Origin of the sequence: Psychrobacillus soli, from assembly GCF_006861775.1 — a bacterium.
GTDB lineage: Bacteria > Bacillota > Bacilli > Bacillales_A > Planococcaceae > Psychrobacillus > Psychrobacillus soli.
This window is the reverse complement of record NZ_VDGG01000076.1, coordinates 1-12,789: the sequence shown is the minus strand read 5'-3', so window position 1 is coordinate 12,789 and position 12,789 is coordinate 1. Positions and strand designations below refer to the sequence as shown.

The window sequence follows — 12,789 nt, the reverse complement described above, 5'->3', positions numbered from 1 at the left end:
CTGGATTTACACATTAGAAAAAACTGTATAAAATTTTGTTTTTTTACGAGCCGAAGCTGATAAATAAGCCATTTCCGCTAATTTTCGCTGCTGGCGGCGACTCCAGCCGGATGAGTGAGCAAATGAGACATCCCTACGACGCCTAAGCGGCGGGGATGACTCATCGCTCACCCGGCGGAAAGCGTCCGCCCTGCAGCGAAAATCCCAGCGGATACTTCATCCAGCTCACTACGTCGCAATTTCCCTAAAAAGTGACATACCTTATATCCTTTGGTGTATATGCTTACTCTTCCAAAAAAAGTAGTACAAACCATACCCATGGTTTGTACTACTTTTGTAAGTGTTATTTAGTTTGGCATAATTTGTTCCATATTTTGCTTAATCGCATCATCACTCATTTCGCCAGTAATGATTTTCTCTATTTTACCTTCTGGGTTTACAAGCATCGTGGTTGGCAACGGATTAATATTATATGTCTCCATCACACTTTTATTGCTATCGATTAAAACTGGAAAAGTTAAACCCTTTCTATCCACATATTTCTGTACGGCAAAATTGGATTCTCCAATATTAACGGCGAGGATTTGAAGCCCTTGATCTTTATAATCTTGATAATGTTTGTCCATTAGTGGGAATTCTCTTTCGCATGGTTTACACCAAGTTCCCCAAAAGTTCAAAAACACTCCTTGCCCTTTATAATCGGATAATTGATGCTTTTCCCCGTTCATATCGATAAGTGCAAAATCCGGTGGACTATCCCCTACTTGCAATACTGCTGTTTTTTCTTTCGTTAAGTTGGAGTATATAGTGAAAACGATTGCCACAACTAGGAGGCTCAAGATGACTGAACGAATGTAAAACCGTTTTTTCTTTTTATTTTCCATTGTTACGATTCTCCTTTCTTACTTACGTTTCCAAAGTATGAACATCATGATAGTAACAAATATAAAAGCAATAAGCGCTAAAAAAGGAATCGTCACAAATCCAAACCAATTAATATATTGTCCCGTACAAGGAACGCCACTTGTACAACTGCTGAACTCATGCATAGAAGGGATCTTTTGCAGCGCATAATGATAGCTAGACATAACGATGCCCGTAATGGAAATTGGCAATATATATTTATAAATTTCTCGATCATTTCGATAAAAAGCAATGCCTAGAAAAACAACAAGTGGATACATTAAAATTCGTTGATACCAACAAAGCGTACATGGGATAAAACCCATGCGCTCGCTGAAAAATAAACTTCCTACCATCGCAATAATTGAAGTGATCCATGCTAGTAGAAGTGGCTTATTGACCATCGGTAGCCTCTTCTACCATTTTGGCGAAATCATCCATTGTTGCACCCGTGAATTCCTTTCCTCCAATATAGATAGTCGGTGTGGATGCGACGCCTAGATTATTCGCTATATTCATATCGGTCTGCCAAGCTTCTTTCCCTGCGCTTTCACTAAATGCGAGATTTACTTTTTCCACTTCTTCTGCAGTTGCAACTTCCGCTAATACTGCTTGTAAAAACTCTTCTGTCATTAGATTCGCTTGTCCGGATTCAGTTGTCTGATTTGCAAATAACAAGTGATGGAATTCCCAAAACTTTTCATTGCCAAGTTCTTTGTATACTGTTTCTGCAAATTGCGCAGAGGTAGTGGAGTCTGGTGCGATGAATGAGTAGTTCATAAAGTAAAATTTCGCTTTTCCTGTTTCTACAAATTGCTCGTTAATCATAGGTAAAAGTGTGCTATTGAATTCTCCACAATGTGGACATTTGTAATCTCCGAATTCGATGATTTCAACTGGTGCGGACTCTTCTCCTATGAATGGTTGCCCTGCGAAATCAATTGCAACTGCTTCTTGCTTCGCGTCTGTTAATACAATGATTCCTATTATACATACCGCGATTATTCCAATGATCCAAAATATTTTTTTTGACAATTAAAACACTCCTAATTAAAGACTACATCATGTAGTGTAATGGGGTAAAAAATTTACGCTAATGCGTAAATAAAAATAGCGCAAATTAAACTAAAAATAGCGAATGATATCAATGCTACTTTCAATGGGATTTGCATTTGAATATTTTTTAATGGATTTAATATATATTCAATCCGGTAATTGACGGATGTGTCCGCAAAGGATGCATATGCAAAAGGCATTTTTTTAGCCATTCCTACTTTTAACATTTTCAAAAGCGCGCTACCTAAGTGGACAGATGTTTCTTGTTTCTTAATCGCAAATTCATCTGCCAATACTTCTTGAATAATTCTATACTGCTGGTTAAACCATTTCAAAATTGGGATATACCCAATTGTGGACGCACAAAGTGATAATATGAATATCTTTAGTGGATCTCGATTTGCTTTATGGTACATTTCATGTGCGATCACTGCTTCTAGTTCATCATTTGTTAATAAGTTGATCAAACCTGTTGAAATAACGATTTTAGGTTGCACGAATCCCATCGTAATCGCCATTGGTGCAGGATGCGAGATAATGATAAAATCTTCTTTTTCACTGCCATATGTTTGATTCAACTCATTCGTGAGCGTTATCTCTCTATATTGCTCTAATCGTTTTTTCATACGTGCAGTATGAATCAATTGTGAACTAATATGCCAAATCGTAAAAACTAGCGTAAAGATTACGAGTCCGTCTAAAGCAAACTCTAGTGAAGATAATCCAATTGCCTTCAACCAGCTATGGCATACTACTACAAGGTTAAACTTGGCGTTCCAACCTACTAGCATGGAGACTGCGTATATCGCCATCTGAATGAAAATAGTACCCGAAATAACTAGTGCTGCAAAAAATAGAAACGATGATTGACGTTTGGACATAGGCTACTGTTCCTTTTTCAATTCTTTAATTTTTTGTTCTAGTTTAGCGACGAGGTCATCATCCACGTCTTCAAGCGCATCTAACATATGACTAACGACTACGTTTCCAAATTCGTCCATCAGCTCATTTGTCATTTCTTTCGATTGTGCACTTAAAAACTCGTCTCTTGTTTGAAGTGGTTTGTATAGAGAGGATCTTCCTTCTGCTCTCTTTTGCAAGATTCCTTTTTCAACGAGTCGGTTCATGACGGTCATCACTGTGTTAAAATTCGTTACCTTTTCCTTGTCGAGCATTTGTTGCACATCTTTAATGGTCATTTCTACGTCATTCCATAAGATGTCCATAATTTTTGCTTCCAGAGGTCCAAAAAAGCGATTCAATCCACTTTCATTCATTTTAAACTTTCGAATTTTCATAGCTTTACCTCCTCACATTACACATTGTAGTTTAAACGTTTTTACTGGTCAACTATCTTTACTTGAAATGGAGTAGTGAGCTAATTAGCTGTATTTTATGAAACTTTCTTGTTACACTACAATTTGTAGTTTAATTGAAAAAGGAGAATTATGCAATGAAAACCAAACGATTGATCATTATAGGTATCGTCTTAGTTATAGTGCTCATCTCACTATTCACTTTATTAAAAAAAGATAATACTACTTATGAAACTTACAATACGGACTCTCCTACTAGAGTTGGTGAAGTGCATTTAATTGTTTCTAATGTTGAACAAATGACTTCCTTTTATGAAGAAGTGATTGGCTTTAAAGTGTTAACATCGGAACCTAGTAGAGTCACACTTACTGCTGACGGGAGTACTCCCCTACTCATATTAGAGGAACAAGATGATTCCGTTGAAAGACCATTTGGAACGACTGGACTCTATCATTTTGCCATTCTTGTGCCAGATCATGCTAGTTTAGGGAATGTACTTATGCATTTAGCTGGAACGGAATATCCAATGCAAGGTGCGGCCAATCATCAATATAGTGATGCGCTTTACTTAGCAGATCCGGATGGCAATGGGATAGAAATTTATGCAGATCTTCCTCCTGACACTTGGGAAAGAGACAAAAACGGTGGTTATGCAGGCGGGTCTTATCCAATTGATTTTGAAAAATTAATGGCAGAAGCTACGCCTACTTGGAACGGACTTCCGGAAAACACACGTATTGGGCATATGCATTTGCAGGCTGCAGAACTAGCTATTACAGAAAAGTTTTATGTAGATGGACTTGGGCTTCATGTAACGAGTAAAGATAACGGCAGTTTATTTTTATCCAAAGATAATTACCACCATCACGTGGCACTAAACACTTGGTCCGGAACTGGCATCCCTGCTCCACCCGATAATGCTAGAGGGCTCAAAAACTTCACGCTTATTTTTTCTCCGGAAGAATTAGATGAGGCAAAAGCACGACTTACGGACTTGGGTTTTCATTTTGAAGAAAAAGAAGGTTCCATTATCGTTCGAGATCCTTCTCTAAATACGATTGAAATAATAAGCAAGTAATGCCTTTCTAAATATTACTTGAAATAATAAAAACAAAAGTATAATGCGTCGTAGTTAGTTACCGCTAGGACTTAGTGCGGTGCTTTTCGTCGCTAACGCTCCTCCAGAGTCTCACACTGCTACACCAGCTTCCAAAATTATGTAGTTACTGGACAAGTAATTCCAGAAAATGGTCAAGAGCAACTAACTACTCACTGAAAGCAACCAGTCCTATTCGGAAAGCAACCAAATTTAGCACTAGAGCAACCAATTTGCTAATGAAAGCAATCAATTCTCAAAATAACAAGTTCACTTGGAGTGAGACCCCGATGAATGTAAGGCGTTATTCCAATAAATGGTTGAACAAACGAACTATATTTTAGTAAATGCTCTACTTATTTGAGAAGGCATTTTCTAATTAATAAATATTGCATATGTTACTTGAAAAAAGTAATCCGCATGTCTGGATTTTTATCATTTCTTAAGCAATAAAAAAACAGGAGAAGAAAACATCTATTCCTTCTCCTGCTATATTTTAAATATTTATTAATCGAACTTCATGCCCTTTAATAAATCTGCAAAGGCATTATTAATCGGTTCTTCCTCTTTTTCCTGCTGTTTTAAATACTTTTGCACAGAGCGTTTATCCACTTTACCGCCGCCTTCTTTTTTGCGACGAGCTTCAAAGGCAGATAGTTTCTCACGATAGCCGCATTTACAAGTAAAGATTTGACCATCACCTTCACCACGAAGTTCTAACTTTTTCTTACATTGTGGACAGCGAGCATTCGTCACACGTGCTACATTTTTACGGTGACCACATTCACGATCTTGACATACAAGCATCTTGCCTTTTTTGCCGTTTACTTCAAGCATTGGTTTACCACAGTCTGGGCAAGACTTTGTGGAAATGTTGTCGTGTTTATATTTTTTATTACTGCTTTTAATTTCAGAAACGATTTCTTTCGTATACTTTTTCATTTCCGCAATGAATACTTCTTTTTTCAGTTTGCCGTTTGCAATTGCTTCTAGCTTTTGTTCCCATTCACCTGTCAAAGTAGGTGATTTTAATTCTTCCGGTACTAGCTCGAGCAACTGTCGACCTTTTGATGTGATATGAATGTCTTTTCCACGTTTTTCGATTAGGAACGAATTAAATAACTTGTCGATGATATCGGCACGCGTTGCTACAGTACCTAATCCACCAGTCGATTTTAAGGTGTCCGCTAGCTGCTTATTTTGTGTTTCCATATATTTCGTAGGATTTTCCATTGCCGTTAGTAATGTTGCTTCATTAAAGCGTGCAGATGGCTTTGTTTGGCCAGACGTTTGGGCGATTAATTTCACGTTTAATGTATCGCCTTTTTCGATGCGTGGTAAAATCTGTTCTTTTAAATCATCTGCCGCATCTTCATCTTCCACGTGATTTTGGTATACTTCTTTCCAACCGCTCACTAAAATCGTTTTTCCTCTAGCTACAAAGTTCTCCTCACCAATTTTCGCACGCAGCGTTAGTTGTTCGAACTCAAAGGCTGGGAACAGGACTGCCAAGAAACGTTTTACGACTAAGTCATAAATTTTACGTTCTTTATCATTGAAGGCAGAGAAGTTTACGTATCCTTCAGTTGGAATAATCGCATGGTGATCGGATACCTTACTGTCGTCTACAAATGATTTAGAAGTTTTTATAGGCTTATTCAATACTTTATTTGCTAATGAACGGAATTCACCTACCCCACAAGCTTTAAGACGTTCAGGAAGTGTCCCTACAATGTCCGATGAGATGTAGCGTGAATCGGTACGAGGATACGTTAATACTTTGTGCTGCTCATACAGTTTTTGCATGATGTTCAATGTTTCTTTTGCAGAATAACCGAAGATTTTATTCGCATCACGTTGTAGCTCCGTTAAATCATAAAGACCAGGCGCAAATGATTTCTTCGGCTTTTTCTCGATTTCCGTAACAGTCGCATTGCCTTTTCCTAGCTTTTTCACGATTGCATCGACTTTATCTTTATCGAAGCTACGACCATTTCCTTTTGCATCTTGCCAAGTGAGCTTTAAATTATCTACTGTTTGCGCTTCGATACCATAGTAGGTTTGTGCTTTAAAATGCTTAATCTCATCTTCACGTTTCGCAATAATCGCTACGACAGGTGTTTGAACCCGTCCACAATTTAGCTGTGCATTGAATTTTGTGGATAGAGCGCGACTAGCGTTAAGACCTATATACCAATCGGCCTCAGAACGAGCTACTGCGGATGCATAAAGGTTTTCATACGCTTTGCCTGGTTTTAAGTTGGCAAAGCCATCTTTAATCGCTTTATCCGTTACAGATGAGATCCACAAACGTTTAATCGGTTTATTCACTTTCGCTTTTGCAATAATCCAGCGAGCAACGAGCTCACCTTCACGACCAGCGTCAGTTGCGATAATAATCTCATTAATATCCCCACGAGTTAGCTGCGATTTTACTGCATTGAATTGTTTACCTGATTGTTTAATGACAGACAGTTTTAGGTTTTCAGGAAGCATCGGTAAATCTTCTAAATTCCACGTTTTATATTTAACATCATAGCTTTCTGGATCCGCCAATGTTACAAGGTGACCAAGCGCCCATGTCACCACATAATCCTTCCCTTCCAAATAGCCATTTCCTTTTTTATCACATTTAAGTACACGCGCAATATCGCGTGCAACTGATGGTTTTTCTGCTAATACTAAGCGTTTTGCCATACATAACATCCTTTCATAAATCCATATCTAAATATAGCATACGTTTCGTTTTGATTCAGTTAGTAGGCTGGGGAGAAATACATATAATAGGTATAAAGCGTCGTAGTAAGCTCAATAAAGAGATCGCTATATTTCCGATGGGCGAGTGATGAGCCGCTACATCGCTAACGTTCTTGCAGGATCTCACACCGTCATGCAAAATTCCAAATAATAGCTAAGGGCAATCAAAAAACTAATGAAAGCAACTAATTTCTTACAATAGCAAGTTTACTTGGATTGAGACGACCATGATTTCGACCTATTATAGGAATAATATGCCTAAAAGCCCGTCAAACACGCCTGGCCGGCATCTACTCGACTAGTTTGTCGCGTTCACAGTGGACAATGTCTCGTTCAACCATTTATTGTTAATATTAGCCACAGATAAGTAAGCAATTTCCATTGATTTTCGCTGCAGGCGTCGACTCCAGCCGGATGAGGGAGCAAAATGAGCCACCCCAACGTACGCCTTAGCGACGGGGGTGGCTCATCGCTCACCCGGCGGAAAGCGTACGACTGCAGCGAAAATCACAGCGGTCACTACGACACAGTATCCCTATAATATGTCCAAATCATAGTCGTTTCACTAAGTAAACTTCCCTTTTAAGAATTAGTTGCTTTCACAGGTAGTTTAGTTGCTCTCCATGCTTATTTGATTGCTTTCGGCATAAAATTGGTTGCTTTCAATGACCGATTGGTTGCTCTATGCCATTTATTGGATCATACAGTCGAAAAAATGTAATTTTAAAAAGCTAATCGGCTCGGTTTCCGATTAGCTTTTATTCTCTCCTTCAAAAGAGACTATTCCTTTTGGGTTTGGTTACTACTTCGGTCTTTCAATAGAAAAAATATCACCTATTGCCGCATAATTTGAACCTGCTAAACGACTGACAGCGTTTAAACCTCTAGGGTCAATTCGTCCATCTTCATAAATCGCTTGATCAATGTGAAAGCGTACAACCTCTCCAATAAACAAATCACTACCTGGTCCATCGCCACCAAAAGGAATGGATTGTACTAGTTTGCATTCCATTCGAACTTTCGCTTCGCTAACACCCGGCACAGATACGATTTCGCTTTGTATAAGCGTTAAGTTTGCCAATTCGATTTCACTTTCCTTTGGAGATAATGAAGCAGCGGTTTCATTGATTTTCGCCACATTTTGATCATCTACAATATGCACAACGAATTCCCGATTGTTATAAATATTTCTTGCAGTATCTTTCAAATGATCACTAGGTCTTTGAATAGCAAGTGACACCATCGGCGGATTAGATGAAACGATATTGAAATAGCTGAATGGTGCACCATTCACGATGCCATCCTCCGATTGTGTCGTGACAAAGGCAATAGGTCTTGGAATGATAGTACCAATTAGAAGTTTATAATTATTTCGCTCACTATTTTGTTTTGGATCAATCGAAATCAATATGGTCATCCCCTTTATTAGTCAATTGTACGCACTTTAATTGGAATAAGCGAATTAACTAATCGCTCACGATGTTGTTCGTATTGTGCTGGTAACATTAACTGGGTCCCCATTGTTTCTAGTGTTTCATCATGAGCAAACCCTGGTGGGTCTGTTGCAATTTCAAATAGTATTTCGCCTGATTCACGGAAGTACAATGCATTAAAGTAGTTGCGGTCTTTCACTTCTGTTACATGTTGACCGAGATTCATCGCATGTTGTTGCCATTCAAGATGATCTGCATCATCTTGTGCACGCCATGCAATATGGTGAACGGTACCAACACCCATAGAGCCTCGTACACCTGTTACCATTTTTAAATCGATCATATTGCCGATATCAGCTGGAGCTTTAAAGCGGGTATAATCACCTTCCGTTCCGACTAATTCAAGCCCCATTACATCTGTTAATGTTTTAGCCGTTTCTTCCGGTCTGCTTGAGTAAAGTGTTGCACCACCGAAGCCTTTAATAGCGACTTCTGGTGTTACACCGCCAAATGTCCAGTTGTTTTGTTCACCTTCTGCACGTGCTACAAGCTCTAAATGTAAACCATGTGGATCATCAAACTGAATCACTTGTTCTCCAAAACGGTCTGCTTTTTTAAATGGAATCGCAAATGTAGCAAGACGGTTGACCCAAAAATTTAATGATCCTGTTGGGACTACATACGTTGTAACACCAACTTGACCGTCTCCAATTTGTCCTTGATAGGCATCTGCCCAAGGGAAAAAGGTAATAATGGTGCCTGGTTTCCCTTCACCATCTCCGAAATATAAATGGTAAGTGCCAGGATCATCGAAATTTACTGTTTGTTTAACTAAACGCAAACCTAGTACCCCTGCATAAAAGTCAATGTTCTCCTGTGGATGACCAACGATCGCTGTAATATGGTGAATTCCCGCTGTTTGTTTTTTCATTATTATTTCCTCCTCAGTTGAGATTTTCACTCTTTTAGTCAATAGGTTCTAATTTTGCCTCGATTTCAGCTCGCTTACTTTCTAAAAATGGCGGTAAGTCGAGCTCTTTACCTAGTGTTTCAATGGATGAATCGACTGTAAAACCTGGTCCATCCGTTGCTAACTCAAATAAAATACCATTTTCTTCTCTAAAATATAAACTCTCAAAATAGTAACGGTCTGTAATTTTCATAAGTTCAAATCCAAAATCTTGAATACGCTGTTCCCATGCCCGCAATTCCTCGCCGTCTTTTACACGAATAGCTAAATGGTGCACACTACCTTTTCCGGGTTTTTCTTTTGGACCATCTTGCTCCACAATAACAATTTCACCAAAAGCTTGTCCCTTTACAGATTGGTAGACAGCTTCTTTCGCTGTGCGTGAAGCTAGTTCATAGCCAAACAGGTTTTCTAATGTATTCGCTAAACTGTCCAGTGATTGCACGGTCATTTCCACAGCACCCATTCCAAGAATGCGATGTTCCTCTACAACGATTGAATCATCCCAAGACTGCCAAAATGCTGGAACCTCTTCGCCATTATTATTTAAAAGTACGAGGCGTAATCCCTCACAATCTTCGAAATGGAGTGCGTCTCGTCCTGCATACGTAGTCAGGTCCCCATGTTGCACATCGAGTAATTCAAATCTTCTCTTCCAATATAGTAAACTATCATAAGATGGGACGAGTATCCCAATACGGGTAATAGCATTCGTACCTCTTTTTGTTCTTCCTACCATCGGGATTTCAAAGAAGGACAATTCTGTTCCTGCACTTCCTGTTAAATCGCCATAGAACAGATGATACATACTCGGATCATCTTGATTGACCGTTTTTTTTACTCTACGAAGTCCAAGCACGTTTTGATAAAATTGATTATTTTGCTGTCCTTTTTTTGTAATCATGGAAATATGATGATGCCCCGCTATTTTGTTCATCTTGGTTCCTCCTTTTCTTTGTTTGTATAAGTTCTGAGCAAAACCTTCAATCTGCTTGATAGCGTTTGGCTCAGAATTTATTGGAAGTTATTATAAATACAAAATGTGCATGCGCACATGCACATTTTGCGGTTTTCATCTAATTATTTACGTACTGTGTTTAATGCAGTTGTCCAAGGAATAACTTGGTCTAACATTTGGTTTACTGAATCTGCTTGTACTGCAGCTGGTTTGAAATCTGTACCATTTTCGAAATCTGTAAATAGTGATAGTGCAGGATGTACACGTACATGTGCTACTAGTAATTCACTTAAAATACCACGTAAATGTTCTGTTGCACGAGCACCACCTACTGAACCGTATGATACGATTCCTGCTGCTTTGTTATTCCACTCTTCACGTAAGTAATCTAAAGCATTTTTTAATGCTCCAGTGATTGAGTGATTGTATTCTTGAACGATGAATACGAATCCGTCTTGTTTTGCAATGATTTCTGACCATGCTGCTGCACCTGATGCGTCGCCGCCTGCTTCACCTAAAAGTGGTAATTTGTAATCTGCGATATCGATAATTGTGTAGTTTGCATCTCCACGTTTATCTGCTAATTCTTTTACCCATGCCCCTACTTGTGGACTTACGCGTCCTTCACGTGTTGATCCTAAAATAATACCTATATTTGATTTTGTCATTGTTTTTTCCTCCTCAGATTGTTGTTGTGTTCCAAATAGTTTATTTAAAAAGCCCATTTGTTCTATTTCACCTCCTTATAAGTACTCTTTTTCTATATTAAGCGCGCTACGTACTGTATCGATCGGTCGCACAGATGCCTCAATTTGTTCCCGTTTCCCTTCTAGGAAAGGTGGTAACGATAAAATTTCTCCAACTGTTTCGTAAGGTTCATCTCCCATAAATCCTGGACCATCTGTTGCCCATTCAAAAAGGATGCCAGGTGCTACACGTGCATATAAAGATTCAAAGAAGAAGCGATCCACATATCCTGAAGTACCAAAACCAGCTGCTTGCATATGTTCAATCCATTCATAGAGAACTTTTGTATCTTCTACGCGGAAGGCTGCATGGTGCACTGTACCGAATCCTTGTCGGCCAGCTGGAAAAATCGTATTATGCTCCACAATTACTTGCGCACCGTTTCCACCTTCACCAACTTCGAATAAATGAAGTGAACCCTCTTTTGCAATTTCGCGCATTAACATCACTTTTTCCAATACTTCTTTAAAGTAATCAAATTGAGCAATACGAATATGAATTGGTCCTAATCCTGTAATCGCAAATTCCAATGGTACTGGCCCATTTTGCCATGGTGTACCCGATTCAATGCCCTCGTTAAATTCATCCGATATCAACATATATTGTTGGTCATCAAAATCGACAAATGAAATAGTTTTCTTACCGAATATTTCTTCAATACCCGTATTTTTCACTTCGTACTTTTTAAAACGTTTCACCCAGTATTCAAGTGCAGCATCAGTTGGTACGCGGAAAGCTGTTTTATAGATCTCGTTCGTTCCATGCGTTCCTTTTGGAATACCTGGGAAATCGAAGAATGTCATATCTGTACCAGCTGACCCTTTATCGTCCGCGAAGAATAAATGATACGTTTGAATATCATCCTGATTGACTGTTTTCTTTACTAGACGCATTCCTAATACATATGTGAAAAATTCATAGTTTTTTTCTGCACTACTTGTAATCGCTGTTACATGGTGAATTCCTTTTAAATGGTTCATATTGTTTCCTCCTTCTATTGTCTTGAATAGATAAATCTCTAATTCGAGATATTTAGTTAAAAAAATTTATACTTGCTTCGCGTGATGTCCAATTTGTTTGATTAATTCGATCGTTTTATCTAAGGTACCTTTAATTCAATATATATTAATTTAAGATATCTCGAATTAAAGGTATCTTAACATATATATAAATTCATTGTCAATATACTTATCCTAAAGTTAGTGTATTTTTAGGTTTACGAATAGAAGCTTTTATAGAGCCATCATTAATTGATTGCTTCCCCATCTGGGATTACCACTACGTATGCTACCCGACTAGCTGTTGTACAGGGTTCTTTTTTTACGATAGAGTCTGGATGTAGAAACACTCGTAGAAAGTCATCTACAAGTCATACATTTTTATAGTTTCCTATACAAAAAAGAGTCTTCACGCCATTTTTAATGACTAAAGTGTACCCTTTGTAAAGGACATTTTTAAAAAAGGTTAGCCTGCTTTAAGAAGATGATCTCTGTATTGTACAGGGGTCATCCTTTTTAAATTCCATTGGTATCTGTAATGATTATAATAGGTC

At 38.4% G+C, this 12,789-nt stretch carries 13 protein-coding genes; 1 reads left to right on the top strand and 12 read right to left on the bottom strand.

Annotated features, from left to right (window positions below):
- Window positions 1-347: 347 nt before the first annotated feature.
- Genes resA through FG383_RS20020 form a run of 5 tightly spaced genes read right to left on the bottom strand, consistent with a single transcriptional unit; the run spans window position 348 to window position 3,257 of the window.
- A complete protein-coding gene (gene resA / locus FG383_RS20040; RefSeq protein ID WP_142609382.1) occupies window positions 348-884 on the bottom strand; it encodes a thiol-disulfide oxidoreductase ResA in 537 nt (178 codons plus the stop codon).
- An 18-nt stretch (window positions 885-902) separates the two neighbouring features.
- Window positions 903-1,307: a disulfide oxidoreductase gene (locus FG383_RS20035; RefSeq protein ID WP_142609381.1), complete on the bottom strand. Its 405-nt coding sequence runs from the start codon at window positions 1,305-1,307 to the stop codon at window positions 903-905.
- Entirely contained in the window at window positions 1,297-1,938 is a 642-nt protein-coding gene (locus FG383_RS20030) for a DsbA family protein (protein ID WP_142609379.1), read from the bottom strand. Before FG383_RS20030 ends, FG383_RS20035 begins: the two co-directional genes overlap by 11 nt.
- Before the next feature lie 53 nt (window positions 1,939-1,991).
- Window positions 1,992-2,840 carry a M56 family metallopeptidase gene (locus tag FG383_RS20025; protein WP_142609377.1) on the bottom strand — a complete coding sequence of 283 codons (849 nt, stop codon included), beginning with the start codon at window positions 2,838-2,840 and terminating at the stop codon, window positions 1,992-1,994.
- A 3-nt stretch (window positions 2,841-2,843) separates the two neighbouring features.
- The gene (locus tag FG383_RS20020; RefSeq protein WP_142609375.1) at window positions 2,844-3,257 is read right to left on the bottom strand and encodes a BlaI/MecI/CopY family transcriptional regulator; all 414 of its coding nucleotides are present in this window, start codon (window positions 3,255-3,257) and stop codon (window positions 2,844-2,846) included.
- A 155-nt stretch (window positions 3,258-3,412) separates the two neighbouring features.
- Between FG383_RS20020 and FG383_RS20015 the strand changes: the two genes are divergently transcribed.
- The gene (locus tag FG383_RS20015; protein WP_142609373.1) at window positions 3,413-4,354 is read left to right on the top strand and encodes a VOC family protein; all 942 of its coding nucleotides are present in this window, start codon (window positions 3,413-3,415) and stop codon (window positions 4,352-4,354) included.
- 525 nt (window positions 4,355-4,879) lie between these two features.
- Here FG383_RS20015 and FG383_RS20010 read toward each other — a convergent pair.
- The 7 genes from FG383_RS20010 to FG383_RS19980 all read right to left on the bottom strand — a co-directional run.
- Window positions 4,880-7,069: a DNA topoisomerase III gene (locus FG383_RS20010; RefSeq protein ID WP_142609371.1), complete on the bottom strand. Its 2,190-nt coding sequence runs from the start codon at window positions 7,067-7,069 to the stop codon at window positions 4,880-4,882.
- A gap of 862 nt (window positions 7,070-7,931) precedes the next feature.
- Window positions 7,932-8,537, bottom strand: a complete 606-nt coding sequence (locus FG383_RS20005) for a flavin reductase family protein (RefSeq protein WP_142609369.1) — start codon at window positions 8,535-8,537, stop codon at window positions 7,932-7,934.
- A 17-nt stretch (window positions 8,538-8,554) separates the two neighbouring features.
- Window positions 8,555-9,493 (bottom strand): ring-cleaving dioxygenase, encoded by a 939-nt coding sequence (locus FG383_RS20000; protein WP_142609367.1) that lies wholly within the window; start codon window positions 9,491-9,493, stop codon window positions 8,555-8,557.
- Between the two features lie 34 nt (window positions 9,494-9,527).
- On the bottom strand, window positions 9,528-10,469 hold the full coding sequence (locus FG383_RS19995) for a ring-cleaving dioxygenase (RefSeq protein WP_142609365.1): 942 nt from the start codon (window positions 10,467-10,469) through the stop codon (window positions 9,528-9,530).
- Between the two features lie 143 nt (window positions 10,470-10,612).
- Window positions 10,613-11,215 (bottom strand): NADPH-dependent FMN reductase, encoded by a 603-nt coding sequence (locus tag FG383_RS19990; RefSeq protein WP_142609363.1) that lies wholly within the window; start codon window positions 11,213-11,215, stop codon window positions 10,613-10,615.
- A gap of 18 nt (window positions 11,216-11,233) precedes the next feature.
- Window positions 11,234-12,217 carry a ring-cleaving dioxygenase gene (locus FG383_RS19985; RefSeq protein WP_142609361.1) on the bottom strand — a complete coding sequence of 328 codons (984 nt, stop codon included), beginning with the start codon at window positions 12,215-12,217 and terminating at the stop codon, window positions 11,234-11,236.
- Window positions 12,218-12,701: 484 nt separating this feature from the next.
- Window positions 12,702-12,789 (bottom strand): IS3 family transposase (locus FG383_RS19980; protein WP_142605747.1); only part of this gene is annotated, 88 nt, incomplete at its 5' end.

Bases quoted from the DNA above. Each gene is read 5' to 3' on its own strand.
- resA (WP_142609382.1), bottom strand. From the start codon at position 884: ATGGAAAATAAAAAGAAAAAACGGTTTTACATTCGTTCAGTCATCTTG.
- FG383_RS20035 (WP_142609381.1), bottom strand. From the start codon at position 1,307: ATGGTCAATAAGCCACTTCTACTAGCATGGATCACTTCAATTATTGCG.
- FG383_RS20025 (WP_142609377.1), bottom strand. From the start codon at position 2,840: ATGTCCAAACGTCAATCATCGTTTCTATTTTTTGCAGCACTAGTTATT.
- FG383_RS20020 (WP_142609375.1), bottom strand. From the start codon at position 3,257: ATGAAAATTCGAAAGTTTAAAATGAATGAAAGTGGATTGAATCGCTTT.
- FG383_RS20015 (WP_142609373.1), top strand. From the start codon at position 3,413: ATGAAAACCAAACGATTGATCATTATAGGTATCGTCTTAGTTATAGTG.
- FG383_RS20010 (WP_142609371.1), bottom strand. From the start codon at position 7,069: ATGGCAAAACGCTTAGTATTAGCAGAAAAACCATCAGTTGCACGCGAT.
- FG383_RS20000 (WP_142609367.1), bottom strand. From the start codon at position 9,493: ATGAAAAAACAAACAGCGGGAATTCACCATATTACAGCGATCGTTGGT.
- FG383_RS19995 (WP_142609365.1), bottom strand. From the start codon at position 10,469: ATGAACAAAATAGCGGGGCATCATCATATTTCCATGATTACAAAAAAA.
- FG383_RS19990 (WP_142609363.1), bottom strand. From the start codon at position 11,215: ATGGGCTTTTTAAATAAACTATTTGGAACACAACAACAATCTGAGGAG.
- FG383_RS19985 (WP_142609361.1), bottom strand. From the start codon at position 12,217: ATGAACCATTTAAAAGGAATTCACCATGTAACAGCGATTACAAGTAGT.